Origin of the sequence: Streptomyces sp. NPDC087859 (assembly GCF_044742595.1) — a bacterium.
Taxonomy (GTDB): domain Bacteria; phylum Actinomycetota; class Actinomycetes; order Streptomycetales; family Streptomycetaceae; genus Streptomyces; species Streptomyces canus_F.
This window is the reverse complement of record NZ_JBIUUU010000008.1, coordinates 120,955-135,885: the sequence shown is the minus strand read 5'-3', so window position 1 is coordinate 135,885 and position 14,931 is coordinate 120,955. Positions and strand designations below refer to the sequence as shown.

At 71.4% G+C, this 14,931-nt stretch carries 13 protein-coding genes; 4 read left to right on the top strand and 9 right to left on the bottom strand.

Annotated elements, in window-relative coordinates; genetic code table 11:
- Positions 1-49: 49 nt before the first annotated feature.
- Positions 50-538, top strand: a complete 489-nt coding sequence (locus tag ACIOHP_RS20730; RefSeq protein WP_361544499.1) for a DUF6328 family protein — start codon at positions 50-52, stop codon at positions 536-538.
- A 24-nt stretch (positions 539-562) separates the two neighbouring features.
- Here ACIOHP_RS20730 and ACIOHP_RS20725 read toward each other — a convergent pair whose 3' ends face one another.
- From ACIOHP_RS20725 to ACIOHP_RS20715, 3 genes are all read right to left on the bottom strand, one after another.
- A complete protein-coding gene (locus tag ACIOHP_RS20725) occupies positions 563-988 on the bottom strand; it encodes an SsgA family sporulation/cell division regulator (protein ID WP_361488796.1) in 426 nt (141 codons plus the stop codon).
- Between the two features lie 65 nt (positions 989-1,053).
- Entirely contained in the window at positions 1,054-2,085 is a 1,032-nt protein-coding gene (locus tag ACIOHP_RS20720) for a hypothetical protein (protein ID WP_361544502.1), read from the bottom strand.
- Positions 2,086-2,182: 97 nt separating this feature from the next.
- Positions 2,183-3,157, bottom strand: coding sequence for an LLM class F420-dependent oxidoreductase (locus ACIOHP_RS20715; protein ID WP_401889423.1), 975 nt, complete (start codon positions 3,155-3,157; stop codon positions 2,183-2,185).
- Positions 3,158-3,241: 84 nt separating this feature from the next.
- Between ACIOHP_RS20715 and ACIOHP_RS20710 the strand changes: the two genes are divergently transcribed.
- Positions 3,242-4,654, top strand: a complete 1,413-nt coding sequence (locus ACIOHP_RS20710) for a serine hydrolase domain-containing protein (RefSeq protein WP_401889420.1) — start codon at positions 3,242-3,244, stop codon at positions 4,652-4,654.
- On the opposite strand, the gene ACIOHP_RS20705 is transcribed toward ACIOHP_RS20710, so the two are convergent.
- From ACIOHP_RS20705 to ACIOHP_RS20685, 5 genes are all read right to left on the bottom strand, one after another.
- Positions 4,646-6,253 (bottom strand): serine/threonine protein kinase, encoded by a 1,608-nt coding sequence (locus tag ACIOHP_RS20705; RefSeq protein WP_401889418.1) that lies wholly within the window; start codon positions 6,251-6,253, stop codon positions 4,646-4,648. The two genes, ACIOHP_RS20710 and ACIOHP_RS20705, sit on opposite strands and share 9 nt — an antisense overlap.
- A 119-nt stretch (positions 6,254-6,372) precedes the next feature.
- Positions 6,373-7,332, bottom strand: coding sequence for a threonine/serine dehydratase (locus ACIOHP_RS20700; protein ID WP_401889415.1), 960 nt, complete (start codon positions 7,330-7,332; stop codon positions 6,373-6,375).
- 97 nt (positions 7,333-7,429) lie between these two features.
- Positions 7,430-8,107 (bottom strand): AIM24 family protein, encoded by a 678-nt coding sequence (locus ACIOHP_RS20695; RefSeq protein ID WP_327715148.1) that lies wholly within the window; start codon positions 8,105-8,107, stop codon positions 7,430-7,432.
- A 56-nt stretch (positions 8,108-8,163) separates the two neighbouring features.
- Positions 8,164-9,543 carry a CAP domain-containing protein gene (locus ACIOHP_RS20690; protein ID WP_361544520.1) on the bottom strand — a complete coding sequence of 460 codons (1,380 nt, stop codon included), beginning with the start codon at positions 9,541-9,543 and terminating at the stop codon, positions 8,164-8,166.
- An 81-nt stretch (positions 9,544-9,624) separates the two neighbouring features.
- Positions 9,625-10,851: a serine hydrolase domain-containing protein gene (locus ACIOHP_RS20685; protein WP_401889412.1), complete on the bottom strand. Its 1,227-nt coding sequence runs from the start codon at positions 10,849-10,851 to the stop codon at positions 9,625-9,627.
- Positions 10,852-11,153: 302 nt separating this feature from the next.
- Between ACIOHP_RS20685 and ACIOHP_RS20680 the strand changes: the two genes are divergently transcribed.
- Positions 11,154-12,911, top strand: coding sequence for a M4 family metallopeptidase (locus ACIOHP_RS20680; protein ID WP_401889410.1), 1,758 nt, complete (start codon positions 11,154-11,156; stop codon positions 12,909-12,911).
- A 15-nt stretch (positions 12,912-12,926) separates the two neighbouring features.
- Here ACIOHP_RS20680 and ACIOHP_RS20675 read toward each other — a convergent pair whose 3' ends face one another.
- A complete protein-coding gene (locus ACIOHP_RS20675) occupies positions 12,927-13,667 on the bottom strand; it encodes a hypothetical protein (RefSeq protein WP_401889407.1) in 741 nt (246 codons plus the stop codon).
- A gap of 95 nt (positions 13,668-13,762) precedes the next feature.
- On the opposite strand from ACIOHP_RS20675, the gene ACIOHP_RS20670 reads away from it, so the two are divergent.
- Entirely contained in the window at positions 13,763-14,929 is a 1,167-nt protein-coding gene (locus tag ACIOHP_RS20670; protein ID WP_401889405.1) for an ROK family protein, read from the top strand.
- Positions 14,930-14,931 lie beyond the last annotated feature (2 nt).

The window sequence follows — 14,931 nt, the reverse complement described above, 5'->3', positions numbered from 1 at the left end:
ACGGGAGCCCGGCTGTTTGAACGATCAGACGCCGGGTTACCCGTCCCGCATGGTGGAGGCTGCGGAAAGACGAACGGGACGCGACGAGACCGAGGACGAGCGAGCCGACCGCATGTGGGTCGAGCTCATGCAGGAGATCCGTGTCGCGCAGATGGGCGTGCAGCTCCTGTTCGGCTTCCTGCTGACCGTCGTCTTCACACCGAAGTACGCCGACCTCGGCGACACCGAACAGACGATCTACATCGTGACGGTCGTCCTCGGCGCCACCGCCACCGGCGCCCTCATCGGGCCGGTGTCCCTGCACCGCCTGGTGTCCGGACGCCGCATCAAACACCGCGCGGTGCAGTGGGCGGCCCGGCTGACCTTCGTCGGCCTGGTGCTGCTGCTCGCCACCACGACCGCGTCACTCCTGCTGATCCTGCGGGTCGCCACCCATGACCCCTACGTGCCGTGGCTGGTCAGCGCGGTGGTCGCGTGGTACCTGGTGTGCTGGTTCCTGCTGCCGCTGTGGATCCGGCGCCGCTACACGACGGAGTGAGCCGACGCCCGCACCGTCACTCGTTCAGCCCCGTGCGATGACCTCCGCGAGGAAGTCGTCGACCTCGACCTCCTCCTGCCCCGGCAGCACCACTTCGTAGGTCCGGCTCAGGAACGCCGCGACCGTCGGGGCCCAGAGGAACACCACGGCGTGATGTCTGCCGCCGCCGGGCCGGGCGTCGCCGAGGAGTTCCATGCGCAGCTCTTTCCCCGCGCCCGAGGACACGGGCCGCAGACGCACGTCGCCCAGCCCGACCGGCCCGGTGAGCCCCTGCGCGAGCATCTCGCGGTCCAGGCGCCACCGGGCGAGCACCCGGCCGTCGTGGCTGAACACCACGGTGACGGCGAACGGGTCGGAGGCGTCGTAATCCAGATGGGCGAGCACGGGGAAACGGCCCGTGTCGCCCGCCTGGAGCTGTACGACCAAGGTCTTGTGCGTCGAGAAGTTCACCTGGGGGCCTCCGGAAAGTACGAACGCGGTGCTGCCCTCAAGTACCCCTCTCACGCACGAAATGCTCACTCGTGAGGCTGATTCCCCCGAGCACTGCGCAGGGACGTGATGCACGCGCCGATGGCCTGCTGCAACTCCTCGAGCTGCTGGACCATGTCGTCCTCGTAGAAGTCCTGCGCGTCGTCGAAGGTCAGCTCCTCGAACACCTTCGTCGCCTTCTGGAGGCTGCTGTAGAACTTCGTCCGCCGTTCCTGGACACGGAGTTCGGGATCGGCCTCCACGGCCTCGACGACGAGGGTCTTCATGGTGCCGTAGGCCTCGGTGGCCCACTCGCCGGTGTCCTCGTCCTCGTCCAGCTCGTCGAGGAGGGAGAGGTGCCGCTCGGCCTCCTGGCGGAGGTCGGCGGGCGCGTCGACGGTCTGTCCGGCGGGGGTCTTGATCTGGCCCGACTCGGCGATCTGACGGACGTAGCCGATGCGGTCGGCGGACCTGCTCTCGGTCGCGACGGCCTTCTTGAGGTCGTCGGTGCGCACCACGTCGCGGGCCAACTCGGCCTGCAGGTCGGGGTCTTCGCGCACCCGGTCCAGGAGCGCCTGACGGGCGGCCCGGGCGGTGGAGGGGTCGGCGAGGATCGCGGCGCGCAGCGCGGTGGGGTTCTCGGCGACCTCCAGGGCCTTCGTCGGCCGGATGCCCTCGGCCTCGGCGGCCTCGGTGATGGCGGTGCCGCGCTCGGAGGTGGCGCTGTTGCGGGAGACGTAGTAGGTCAGCCACACGTCGGCGTCCGGCAGCTCCACCTCCTGGCCCGGTGCGAGCGCCTCGAAGTGCGGGACGAGACCGTCGTCGGCGGCCCGGTCCCACGCCTTGTAGTAGCGCATGACACGATCGGCGGAACAGCCGGCGAGCTCGGCGAACTCCTTCGCGGACACCTTCGGCGTCTCGTCCGCGCCCTGGCCGCCGGGCCGTACGCTGCGCGCCACCATCAGCCCGAAGGCCCAGCCTCCGGTCCGCGCGTAGACGCCGAACTCACGAGCGTCCCGCGCCACGAGGTCGGACAGGGGCGCGGGGGACGTCTCGGACGGGGCGATCGCTAGGGTCACAGGTGACTCTCCTGAGTGGGGGGCCGGTCGAACTGCACGAGTGCAGGGAGGCAGCCTATATCCACCCTTTGGCGATGCTTTGGCAACCCCTGTGTGTCTAGTGGTCCAGGGCGTCGTGGAGCGCGGGCAGCAGCGTCTTGTCCGCCCAGTCCAGATACGCCGGCTGCGACTCGCCGCCGATCTGCACCAGCGCGATCTCGGTGAACCCGGCCTCGGCGTAGGGGCGTACGGCCTCGACGAAGTCGTCCGGATCGTCACCGCACGGGATGGAGGCGGCGACGTCGTCCGGTGTCACGAACTGCGTGGCCCCCTCGAACGCGTCGGGATGCGGCAGCTCCGAGTTGACCTTCCAGCCGCTGCCGAACCAGCGGAACTGCGCGTGGGCACGCTTCACGGCGGTGTCCCGGTCGGGGTCGTAGCAGACCGGCAGCTGGCCCACGCGCGGCTTGCCGGTACCGCCGTTGCGGTCGAAGGCGTCGAGAAGGCCGGCCTTGGGCTCCGTCGCGATCACCAGGTCCGCGAGCCGGCCCGCGAGGGCGCAGGACTGCTCGCCGGAGACCGCGATGCCCAGCGGCGGCGCTTCGTCGGGCAGATCCCACAGCCGGGCGGACTCCACGTCGAAGTGCGTCCCGCGATGGTTCACATGTCCGCCCCGGAAGAGCGCCCGGATGATCTCGACCGCCTCCTCCAGCATCTCGTGCCGTACGTCCACTGAGGGCCAACCGCCGCCCACCACATGCTCGTTGAGATTCTCTCCCGAGCCGAGCCCCAGCCGGAACCGGCCCTCGGAGAGCAACTGCATCGTCGCCGCCTTCTGCGCCACGACGGCCGGATGGTAGCGGAACGTCGGACAGGTCACGTACGTCATCAGCGGGATGCGTGAGGTCGCCTGCGCGGCGGCGCCCAGCACACTCCAGGCGTACGGCGAGTGACCCTGTGCGCGCAGCCACGGAAAGTAGTGGTCCGAGGTCACCGAGAAGTCGAAGCCCACCTCCTCGGCCCGCACCACATGGTCGACGAGCTCACGGGGCCCGGCCTGCTCGGTCATCATCGTGTATCCGATTTGCACCATAAGGAGCGAGTCCCCGGGCTACGGCACCGAAAACGGCTCGTGGGCGTCTGGATCATGGCGTGATCGCCGGGGGAGGATGGTCGTATGAGTGTTCGCCCTCTGCCCACGAGCGCCCCGTCCGCCGAAGGTGTCGACGCGACCGGCGTGCAGGCCCTGCTCGACGCCCTCGAATCCGCCCCGGACATCGAGCCGCACAGTCTGATGGTCCTGCGCCACGGGAAGGTCGTGGCGTCCGGATGGTGGGCGCCGTACACCGCCGACCGTCCCCATCTCCTGTACTCGCTCAGCAAGAGTTTCACCGCGACGGCCGCCGCCTTCGCCGTCGCGGAGGGCCTGCTCCGGCTCGACGACCCGGTGATCTCGTACTTCCCGGAGTTCGACGCCGACATCACCGACCCGCGCAGCCGCGCGATGCTCGTCCGGCACATCACGACGATGGCCAGCGGTCATGCGGCGGAGACCCATGACCGGGCGCTGGCGACGGACCGCGAGGAGCCGGTGCGCGGCTTCCTGCTGCTGCCGCCGGACCGCGACCCGGGCACGGTCTTCGCCTACAACCAGCCCGCCACCTACACCCTCGCCGCGATCGTCCAGCGGGTGACCGGCCGGCCGCTGACCGAGTATCTGCGGCCGCGTCTTTTCGATCCCCTCGGCATCGGCGACGTGGCGTGGCTGCGCGGCCGGACCGGACGCGAGCTGGGATACAGCGGACTGCACGCCACCACCGACGCGATCGCCCGGCTGGGCCAGTTGTACCTCCAGGACGGCGTGTGGGAGGGCGAGCGGCTGCTGTCTCGGGAGTGGGTCGCCGAGGCGACGCGGTCGCACATCGTCAACGGGGACGGCACGTGGCCCGACTGGGCGCAGGGGTACGGCTTCCAGTTCTGGATGGGCCGGCACGGATACCGCGGGGACGGCGCGTACGGGCAGTACTGCCTCGTGCTGCCCGAGCAGGACGCGGTGGTCGCGATCACCGGGGCCACCGACGAGATGCAGAAGGTGCTGGACCTGGTCTGGAGCCATCTGCTGCCGGCGTTCGGCGCGGGCCCGCTGTCCGGTCGCGAGAAGGACGATGTCGCGCTGGCCGAGCGGATGTCCCGGCTCGCGCTGCCGCCGGCGGAGGGCACGTCCGCGCCGCCCGGGCAGGCCGTCGCGTTCACCCCGCACGGCGGAGGCTGCGAGGGGCTCCCGAAGCTGACCGCGGTCGAGGTCGACGCGGAGGGCCGGCGGCTGACCCTCGTCGAGGACGGCCACCGGCTGGAGTTGCGGTGCGGCGAGCCGGGCTGGACCGTCACCGACGGACCGGTGCCCGCGGCGGTGAGCGGCGGATGGACCGGCCCGGACACCCTCGCCCTGGACGTGGCCCTCCTGGAGACCCCGCACCACCTCGACCTGACCTGCTCGCTCACGGACCGGACGTTCACCGCGCGGTGGCGCACCCAGCCGCTGCACAGCTCCCGCATCCGCGCGATGCGCGCGCCCCGCGACTCAGTCTGAGGGCACGCGGAACGTCCGCAGGATCGTGTCCAGGGTCTGCTGGTTGGCGTCGTCGTCCCAGTCGGACGCCGGAGTGGTCCAGCGCAGCGAGAAACCCCGGCCCGAGCCGAGGAGGAAGCCACGGCCCAGGGTGTGCACGCGGGTGCCGTCGACGGTGGCGAGCCACTCCAGGTCGGCGGCCTCGCGGCCCTGGTACGTCGTCGCGCGGATCTCCCCGATCCGCTGGTAGTCGCCCGACTGCTGAAGCCTCGGCTCGACGTCGTCCCGCCACACGGCGACCGGATCGTCGCCCACGCGCGTGCTGTACGTGACCGCTAGCGTGCGCGGGTCGCCCTTCGCGCCGAGGACGACCCGGTACGCGAGGTCGTCCTGCTTCGTCGTGCTCAGCGCCTCCCAGCCCTCGGGGAGGGAGACGGAGAAGCCCTGCGGTGACGTGTAGTGCTGGAACTCCGGCTGCGGAGCCGCCGGCGGGGCGCTCGTAGGAGTGGGCGTGGGCGTGGGAGTCGGGGTGGGACTCTGGGCCGTCGGCGTCGGGGCGGGCGCCTGACTGGGCTGCGCGGCGGGCACGGAGGCGGAGGCGGACGGTCTGGGCGTGGCCGCGTCGGTAGCGGAGTCGTCCGAACCGCCGGGCAGTTCACGCGCCACGGCGACGACCGCCACCGCGACGGTGACGATGGCCAGCGCGGTGCCGGCGGCCATGGTGCGGCGGCTCCAGCCCGGTCCACCGGAGGTGAGGCCGCGCAGCCGGGACCGGGGGGCCGATGCCAGGGCCGCCTCGGGGTCCTCGGAGACGACACGGACGAGCGCCTCGCGGACCGCCTGGCGGTTCAGCCGCTCCCTGGAGTTCTTCCGGAGCAGCCCCTGCACGGTCGGGGTGAGCGGTCCGGCCCGCACCGGGCTGCGCAGCGGAAGCCGGTCCACGCCCTTCAAGGTGGTCTCCGGGCTGTCCCGGTCCCGGAAGGGCGGGCGGCCCTCGACCATCGTGTACAGCATCGCGCCGAGCGCCCACAGGTCCGCGGCCGGCCCGATGCGCTCGTCGCGGGCCTGTTCCGGGGAGGCGTACGACGGTGCGCTGACGCGGGGGGCCAGCGTCGCGCCGGTCAGGCCGAAGCCGGTGACCACGACGGGGCCCTTGTCCCGCACGAACACCTGGCCGGGGCTGAGCTCGCCGTGGGTGATGCCCTCGCCGTGCCCGGCCTCCAGCACGTCGAGCAGTTCGAGGCCGATACGGGCCGCCCGCACGTAGCTGAACGTGCCTTCCCTTTCCAGGACTTCGCCCAGCGGGGTGCCCTCGATCCACTCGGTGACGGTCCACAGGGTGCCGTACTCCTCGACGGCGTCGACGACCGAGGCGAGCCGGCCCGGGCAAAGCTGCCCCATGGTCTCGGACATCCGGATGACCCGGGCGATCGCGCGGCGCGAGCTCTCGCCGTGAGGATCCGGTGGCAGCCCGATCTGTGTGAGCAGGCACGGACGGCCGGCCTCGACGTCCTCCCCGTACCAGCAGACGCGGTTCGTTTCGCGGTGGAGGACCTCCAGGAGCCGGTACCTTCCGGCCACCAACTCGTGTGTGGAGACGTGCGCCTTGACCATGGTCATCCCTTGCTGAACCTGTCTCTCACCTTTCCCACTGGTACGGGGGGCGTGACCGGGTGCGTTCAGCGGAAAGCCGGGTGCTTTTCCTGACGGGCTGTCACGCGAAGGGATTTGACGAAGGGTCAGAGCAATTCGAAACGTTCTGCCCAGGTTTTGACATCTCCGGTCGTCGCGTTGCCTCCGCACACCACCAGCCCCAGCCGGGCGTCGTCGCCCACCCGCCGGAGCACCCGCCGGGCCGCGGGCAGCAGACAGCCTGCGGCGGGTTCGGCCCACACCTTGGCGTGATCGGCGAGTTGCAGCGAGCCCCGCACCGCCTCCCGGTCGGTGACCACGAGGACCTCGTCGACCAGGGCCGACACATGGTCGTACGTCAGTTGCGACACGGACGGCGCGCTGAGGGTGGACACGATCGACGACAGCGCGACCGGCACCGGCCCGCCCGCGGCCAGTGCCTCGGACATGGCCTGGGCGCCCTCGGTCTCCACACCCCAGATCCGCACACCGGGGCGCCGGGCGCGCAGCGCCGCCGCGACACCGGCGATCAGCCCGCCGCCCCCGATGCTGACGACGACGTCGGTGAGGTCACCGGCGTCCTCGGCGAACTCCAGTCCCACGGTTCCCTGTCCGGCGATCACGAGCGGATCGTCGAAGGGGTGGACCAGGGTGAGGCCCTCGTCCCGCAACCGTGTCACCAGCGAGAAAGCGCCGTCCATGTCGTCGGTCACCCGCACCGACGCACCGGCGTCCCGGGCGATCTCCACGGCGTGGGCGGGCGCCGAGCGCGGCATGACGACCGTGGCCTTCACATCGAGCGCCGCGGCCATCACCGCGAGGGCGATGCCGTGGTTGCCGCCGCTGACCGCCACCACTCCGGCGGCCCGCTCGGCCCGGGTGAGCGAGAGCAGCTTCGCCGTCGCGCCGCGCGCCTTGAACGAACCGGTGCGCTGGAGGAGTTCGAGCTTGGCGGTGACCGGAGCGCCGAGCAGTGCCGACAGCCCGGGGCTGGGCACGGTCGGGGTGCGGATCACGTGTGCGGCGATCCGCTCGGCCGCGGCTTCGATGTCGGAGATCCCGATCAAGACCCTCACCCTTCCGGCACGGACGATCCGCACCGCTTCGACCCTGGCGCGGTGCGGGGCGCCGGTCAACACGGTTTCGGGCGGTGGGGTGACCGGCTCAGTGCTGCTGCGGCTTCTGCGGTGTCGCCTCGCTCGGCCGTACGACGACGTACCCCTGGCCCTGGAGCATCAGCTGCACGGCCTCGCCCGATCCGCCGCGCAGCATCGACCCGATGGATTGCGAACGGTGCAGCGAGGTCTGCAGACCGGCGGTCCAGCCGACGACCGCGTCGGTGTCGACGTACACCGGGTACTGCTGCGAGACCGGGATCACCAGCGGGTTGCCCTCGCACACCAGTCCCAGCCGGCCGCTGCCCGTGAAGACGCTGTTGAACAGACCGCCGCCCGAGATGCCCGCGCCCTTCACCGTGGAGATCCGGTACGACAACGAGGCGTCGAAGCACAGGACGTTGCGGCCGTTGACGGTGAACTCGTCGCCGGGGTCGACCTCGACGACGAAGCAGTTCTGCGCTTCGTGCGCGAACCAGGCCTCGCCCTGGCCGCGCACGGTCATCAGCGGCAGCCCCTCACCGGTGACCGCGCGCTTCAGCATGCCGCCGACGCCCTGGCCCTTGCGCTCGAACTGGAGGTTGCCGCGGTAGGCGATCATCGCTCCCTGCCGGGCGAGCATCTCGCCGTTCACCGTGTACCTGATGCACTTCGCGTTCTCGACGTTCATGCCCGGCGTCGTGGCCGGCTGGACCATGTGCTCACTGGAAAAGAGGTCACCCTTCATGGGGGCATGGTGTCCCGGACGTCTCCGTTCCGCCATGGGCTCTCCGGCGTGTCGGTTCAGGCGCCGAAGAGCTGTGTCCAGTACGTGCCCGACGAACCGCCGCCCGCGAAGCCGATCCCGATATGGGTGAAGCCGGGTTTGAGGATGTTGGCGCGATGGCCCGGGCTGTTCATCCAGCCCTCCACGACTTCGGCGGGGGACCGCTGTCCGCAGGCGATGTTCTCGCCGATCGAGCGCCGCCCCGATCCGGCGGCGGCAGCCCGGTCCCAGGGTTGGCTGCCGTCCGGTGAGGTGTGGGAGTAGAAGGCGCGAGCGATCATGTCGGCGCTGTGGGCCTGTGCGGCGGTGGTGAGGAAGGGGTCGACGGCCAGGGGAGGCAGGCCGTGGCGGGCGCGCTCGCGGTTGGTGAGGTCGACGACCTCGGACGCCGTACGGCTCAGGTCGCCCGGGGTGAGGGGCCTGGCCCACAGCGCCGTCCAGTAGGTGTCGCCGGTGCGGCCGTCGGAGGCGTGGGCCAGACCCGCGTGGGTGAAGGCCGGGTCGCTCAGGGTCCGGCGGGGCTGGGCGGTGCGCAGACAGTAGTCGACGAACTCGGCGGGGGTGCGCGGGCCGGAGACGAGGTGTTCGCCGACGGTGACGTACGCGTATCCGGTGGCGGTGAGCCGCTGGTAAACGGAGAGGCCGTCCGCGCCCTGGACGCCGAGGCGTTGGGCCGCGGCCATCGCGGATGCGTGGGCCTGGGCGGCGGAGGCGAGGCGGGCGTCGAGGGAGACGGGCGGGGAACCGGCGGCGGCGCGGGCGGAGTTGACCAGGGTGAGGAAGGCGTCGGGGGCGGGAGAGGGCCTGTGCGGCCAGACAGGGCCCGGGGGTGTGCGTGGGGCCACGGGCGGCCGTGAGGGTATCGGCGGGGGCACCGGCGTCGTTGCCCCCACGGGGGGCGTGGAGACTGGGCCCGGCTCCTCGGCGACGTCCACCCCGAAGTCCCGCGCCAGTCCCGCCAGGCCGTCGGCGTACCCCTGGCCCAGCGCGCGCAGCTTCCAGTCGGTGCCACGCCGGTAGATCTCCGCGAGCAGCAGCACGGTCTCCTGGCGGGGGCGTGGCGGGGCGAACCGGGCCAGCGCGCGGCCGCCCGGGCCGGTGAGGTGGAGGGTGGGCGCGGGCAGGCGGCCCAGGGGAGTGCCGGGGTCGGCGGGGGTGACGGCGACCGTGATCCGTGTGGCGCCGGCGCGCAGTCGCGCCGGGTCGAGGGTCAGGGTGTCGCCGGAGAGCCGGGCTCCCGGGGCGGCGGGCTGGTTGTAGAACACGAAGTCGCCGTCGCCCCGGACCCTGCCGCTGTCGTCGGTGATGAGCGCGGACACATCGAAGGGACCGGACACCCGGACGGTCACGGCACCGCCCGGGAGGGGCAGATTGCCCCCGGGGACCAACTCGGTCATCGCGCCGTCCTGGAGTCGTCGTACGGAACCCGGTGGGGGTGTCCGAAGAACGTGCGCCCGGTCACCGGGGTTCCCGCCCGGTCAGTCCAGCGCGACGCCCGGGGCCATGTCCTCGTGCCGCTCGACGTGCGCCGATCCTCGGACCGTGGCCGCCCGCTTGCCGCAGAAGGCCGACTCGAGGGTGCCCATCATCGTGTTGAGCACCGTCGCGTTGTTGGAGGTGTTGGCGAGTGCGCTGAGGCTGCGCTTACCGTCCTTCGACGTGAACGCGTACGTGTAGTAGCCCTGGACGGCGCCCGTGTGGCCGTACACCGACGTCCCGCACGACAGGGTGCGGCGGCGCAGGCCGAGGCCGTACGCCGTGGTGCTGTTGACCTTCCACCACCGCTCCATCTGCTCCAGGCTCCTGGCGGAGGTCAGCTTTCCGCCGAGCAGTGCCGACAGGAAGGTGTTGAGGTCCCCGGCGGTGGAGATGAGCGCACCCGCGCTCTGCGCCCAGGACGTCGTCTGCCGGGTGGCGTCGATCGGTGCGGCGCCGGCCGTGTCCGACGTCATGTAGCCGCGGGTGTGGCGGCCGGGGATCGTCGTGGCGGGGTGCACGTACAGCGTGTCGCGCAGCTTGAGCGGCTCGATGATGCGGCTCTGGTAGGCGGTCCCCACGGAGCGGCCGGTCAGCTTCTCGATGAGCATGCCGGCGACCACGAAGTTGGTGTTGGAGTACGCGTAGGCGGCGCCGGGGCTGTTGGTGCGGGCATGCCGCAGCGAGCGGTCCACCAGCTGGCGGTAGGTGAAGACCTTGGTGCGGACGGCCTCGAAGCCCGGGACCGACCTCGCGAACATGTCGTTGGTGTAGTCGTACAGACCGCTGCGATGGCTCAGGACGTGCCGCACGGTGATGCGGTCGTCGGGCAGCAGGCCCGGCAGATAGCGGTTGACCGAGGCGTCGAGCTTGAGCTTCTTCTCGTCGCGCAGTTGCAGCAGCACCACGGCGGAGAAGGTCTTGGTGACGCTGCCGATGCGGAACCGGTCGCGGGTGCTGATGGTCCGTCGGGTCTTGCGGTCGGCGAGGCCGGTGACCATCCGGTGGACGGTGCCGCCGTCGTCGATCCGTGCCATCGCCCCGGGCGCGCCCTGCCGCAGGGCGGTGCGCAGCACGCCGCGCAGCCCCGCGATGTCGGGCTGGGGCAGGGCCGCGGCGCTCGTCGGGGCCGTGTCGCTCTCGTCGGCCGTGGCGTGGGCCGGGACCGCGAGCAGGGACAGCAGGACCGCGCCCGAGACCGTGGCCCTGCGCAGCGTTGCTGATGTCATCCGAGTGTTCTCCCGTTTCTCCTCGATGCGAGATCGATCACACGTACGCCGGGCAACCTCCTCGCACCCCGTCACATCTCCACAGCCGACGCACAGTTGGTCACTCGTTGCTCACTGAGCGCTGCGGATTCGCAAAGTATTGCCATGAACTGTTGGAAAAGCGACTATTCAGGCTTTACATGTACATGACTCATCCGTAAGGGTTTCGTCCCGGGGCCCGACCAGCCCCCATGGCGCGCAACCGCGTCATGAACCAGGGCGGTTGGTGATCCCGGCCGCCTTCGCACGAAGGAACCCTCATAGTGCGTAGACCCCATATACGCAGCCTGGCCGTCGCCGTCGCGGTGACGACGGCCGCCACGGGGCTCGCGGGCACGGCCTTCGCCGACCCGTCCACGGGACAGCCGAAGAAGGCCCCGGCCGTCACGGCCACGTCCGTCGTCGACGCGGCCCGCGCCGCCGCGTTCGCCCACACCTCGGCCACCGGTGTCGCCCCGGGCGACGAACTCCGGGCCCAGGATGTGCTGATCGACCCGGAGGGCGCCCGGCACGTCCGGTTCGTCCGGGCCCATCGCGGCATGCCGGTCCTCGGCGGCGACCTCGTCGTCCACCTCACCGAACAGCTGGCCTACGCGGGCGTCACCCGCGCGGCCGACCACGCCGTCGAGCCCAAGGCCGACCGTGCCCGGCTGACGGCCCAGCAGGCCCAGGAGCGCGCCGCCGCGGCCGCCAAGGGCGACGCCGGTCCGGCGGAACTCGTCGTCGACGCCCGTGACGGGGCCTCGGCCCTCGCCTTCCAGGTGCGGGTCACCGGCAGCGCCACCGCCGAGGCGGGCGGCTCCCGCACGGTCGTCGTCGACGCCGTCACCGGCAAGGTGCGCAGCAACACGCCGGACAGCGACGAGTTCCTCTCGCCCCAGCTCATCGACACCCTGCGCGAGCGCGGCGAGAAGCTGGACCCGGCCACCGGCACCGCCCCGCAGGCCGACGCCCTCGCGGCGACCGCCTCGGGCACCGGCAACTCCCTCTTCGCCGGCAAGGTCACACTGACCACCACGAAGACGGCCAGCCGCAGCTACGTCCTCAAGGACCCCAACCGCTGGGGCACCGAGACCCGGGACGCGAAGGGCCAGGAACTGGAGAACTTCGCCCGCGGCAAGAAGTTCACCAGCACCACCAACAAATGGGGCAACGGCACCGTCTCCAACCGTGCCAGCGCCGCCGTCGACGCCCAGTACGGCATCACCAAGACCCTGGACTTCTACAAGAAGACCTTCGGCCGCAAGGGCATCGCCAACAACTCCAAGGGCGCCAAGGCGATGGTCCACTTCGGCAACAAGGTGGCCAACGCGTTCTGGGACCCGGCCTGCGGCTGCATGCTGTACGGCGACGGTGACGGCGACATGTTCAAGAAGCCGCTCGTCGTCCTCGACGTCACCGGCCACGAACTCACCCACGGAGTCGTGGACGCCACCGCCCGCCTGGAGCCCACCCGCGTGGACGCGGACGGCAACCAGTACGGCGAGGCCGGCTCCCTCAACGAGTCGCTGGCCGATATCTTCGGCTCGAACGTCGAGTTCAGCGCCAACAACCCGAAGAACCCGCCGAACTACCTGGTCGGCGAGAAGCTCGGTCTGGACCAGAAGTTCCTGCGCCGCCTCGACAAGCCCTCCCTGGACGTGCTCGAAGGCGCCATCGACTACTGGTCACCGGCCGTCTACGACGCCGAGGTCCACGCCGGCTCCGGCGTCTCCTCGCACGCGTACTACCTGCTCGCCGAGGGCAGCGGCCGCAAGAAGATCGGCAGCGTCACCTACGACTCGCCGACCGTCGACGGACTGCCCGCGAAGGGCATCGGACGCGCCAAGGCCACGGCGGTCTACTACCGCGCCCTGACCCGCTACATGGTCTCCACCACCGACTTCCACGACGCCCGCACGGCGACCCTGAAGGCGGCGAAGGACCTCTACGGGGCGGGCAGCACCGAGTACAAGGCGGTGAACCGGTCCTGGGCCGCCGTCAACGTGACCGCGGCCAACACCCCGGCCGCCCGGCACTGACGGCGCACCGCGCGGTCAGGCCCACTGTCTCTCCACCTCGTCGGACACACCGAACCCGGCGTCGCAGGAGGGGCAGTGGGCCCTGCCGAAGACATACGTCAGGGCGAGCGCGACCTCGTTCCGGCCCGCCTCCACGGCCTCCCGGTGCAGACGGGCGCCGATGCCCTCCAGCCGCTCTGGGGTCGTGGGCGCGAGGCTCGCCCGGCCCTCCTCGTCCTCCTTGCCCGGCCCGGTGACGTAATCGCCCGCCACGGAGAAGTAGCCGTACGAACCGAAGGCGACGAAGAGACCGTCCTCACATGCGGGGCACTCCAGTTCGTACTCCTCGTTGAGCAGCCCCTCCAGCGCCGCCGCCCACACCCCGGCGTCCTCGAACGCGAGGATGGCCATCTGGAGATAGACGAAGTCGCCCACCTCCAGATCCCTCGCCGCGAACAGCCCGCGCGCGACGCTCAGCAACTCCTCGATCTCATGGGCGTAGTGCTCGCGGCGGGTGGGGTCCGGGTCCGTCGTGATCAGCCCGGCCATCAGCACCGCCTGGAGCGGCTCGCCGGGCGCCCGGCCCCGCGCGATGTCCGCGAGGACCGGCAACGTCGCCCAGCTCGCCTCGTACACCGAGCCCTGATGGCACAGCGCGGACCACAGGTCGTTCCACACCTTGCCGTCGTCAGGGCCGCCGAGCTGCGCGAAGAGCCCCGGGATGTCCTCCGCGCTGCCGTAGGCGTGGGTCAGCTCGGCCCAATTGATCGTCGTCATGGGGCGATTGTGCCGCCCGGCACTGACAGCCCGGTCACAGACGAATCCTGCTTCTTTTATTGACGACGGAAAAGAACCCCTCTAAGTTCCCGGCCATGCGCCCGATCTCCCGCGCCGAGACGTTCCCCGTGAACACCCCCGCCGCCTCGCAGGTGTTCACCACCGTCCTGTCCCAAGGCCCGCTCGCCCGACTGGAGGTGGCCCGCCGGGTGGGGCTGTCCGCGGCCGCCGTCACCAAGGCGGTCCGGCCCCTCATCGAGGCCGGGTACCTCGTGGAGGGCGCGGACGACGAGGCCCGCCCCGCACTCGGGCGGCCCGCGAACCTGGTGCGGGTCGACGGCGGACGCGCCCTGTTCATCGGCGTCAAGGTGACCGGCGACGAGATCATCGGCGTCCTCACCGACCTGTGCTGCCGCATCCGCGTCGCCCGCCATGTGCCGCTGCCCGACCGTGCGGCCAAGGCGGTGCTGGCGTCCGTGGCGGACCTGGTCCAGGACCTGCTGACCGAGGCGGACGGCGTCCCGGTACTGGGCCTCGGCGTCGCCGTCTCCGGAGACGTGGACCGGGCCGAGGGCACCGTCCGCTACTCGCCGTTCCTCGACTGGCGCGACGTACCCCTCGCCGAACTCGCCGCCCTGACCACCGGGTTGCCGGTCACCGTCGACAACGACGTGCGCGCCCTGACCGTCGCCGAGCAGTGGTTCGGCGCCGGCGCGGGCCTGTCCGACTTCGCCGTGGTGACCGTCGGCGCGGGCATCGGCTGCGGCCTCGTGGTGCACGGCCGGGTGGTCGCCGGAGCCCACGGCGTGGCCGGCGAGATCGGCCATGTGACCGTCGACCCGAACGGCCCGCTGTGCCACTGCGGCAACCGCGGCTGCGTGGAGGCGATCGCGGGGGAGGCCGCGATCGTCCGCCACATCCAGGAGATCACCGGCGTCGAACTCGCCGACGCTGCCGAGGCGTTGGCCCTGGCCCGACGAGGCGTCGCCGGAGCCCGCGAAGTGTACGCACGGGCCGGGGAGGCGATCGGCCGCGGCATCGCCACCGTCGCCAACCTCCTCGGCCCCGAACGCGTGATCATCTCCGGCGAGGGGCTCGCCGCCTACGACCTGTTCGCCGAACAGATCCGCGACGCCTTCGTCGCGGCCGCCTTCGGCTCCGCCGCGCAGTGCGATGTCCTCACCCGCCCACTGCCCTTCGAGGAGTGGGCCCGCGGGGCCGCGGCCACCGCGATCCAGTCCTTCGTCCGAGCCGACGTATAACT

Bases quoted from the DNA above. Each gene is read 5' to 3' on its own strand.
- ACIOHP_RS20685 (WP_401889412.1), bottom strand. From the start codon at position 10,851: ATGACATCAGCAACGCTGCGCAGGGCCACGGTCTCGGGCGCGGTCCTG.
- ACIOHP_RS20695 (WP_327715148.1), bottom strand. From the start codon at position 8,107: ATGAAGGGTGACCTCTTTTCCAGTGAGCACATGGTCCAGCCGGCCACG.
- ACIOHP_RS20670 (WP_401889405.1), top strand. From the start codon at position 13,763: ATGCGCCCGATCTCCCGCGCCGAGACGTTCCCCGTGAACACCCCCGCC.
- ACIOHP_RS20715 (WP_401889423.1), bottom strand. From the start codon at position 3,157: ATGGTGCAAATCGGATACACGATGATGACCGAGCAGGCCGGGCCCCGT.
- ACIOHP_RS20705 (WP_401889418.1), bottom strand. From the start codon at position 6,253: ATGACCATGGTCAAGGCGCACGTCTCCACACACGAGTTGGTGGCCGGA.
- ACIOHP_RS20710 (WP_401889420.1), top strand. From the start codon at position 3,242: ATGAGTGTTCGCCCTCTGCCCACGAGCGCCCCGTCCGCCGAAGGTGTC.
- ACIOHP_RS20690 (WP_361544520.1), bottom strand. From the start codon at position 9,543: ATGACCGAGTTGGTCCCCGGGGGCAATCTGCCCCTCCCGGGCGGTGCC.
- ACIOHP_RS20730 (WP_361544499.1), top strand. From the start codon at position 50: ATGGTGGAGGCTGCGGAAAGACGAACGGGACGCGACGAGACCGAGGAC.
- ACIOHP_RS20675 (WP_401889407.1), bottom strand. From the start codon at position 13,667: ATGACGACGATCAATTGGGCCGAGCTGACCCACGCCTACGGCAGCGCG.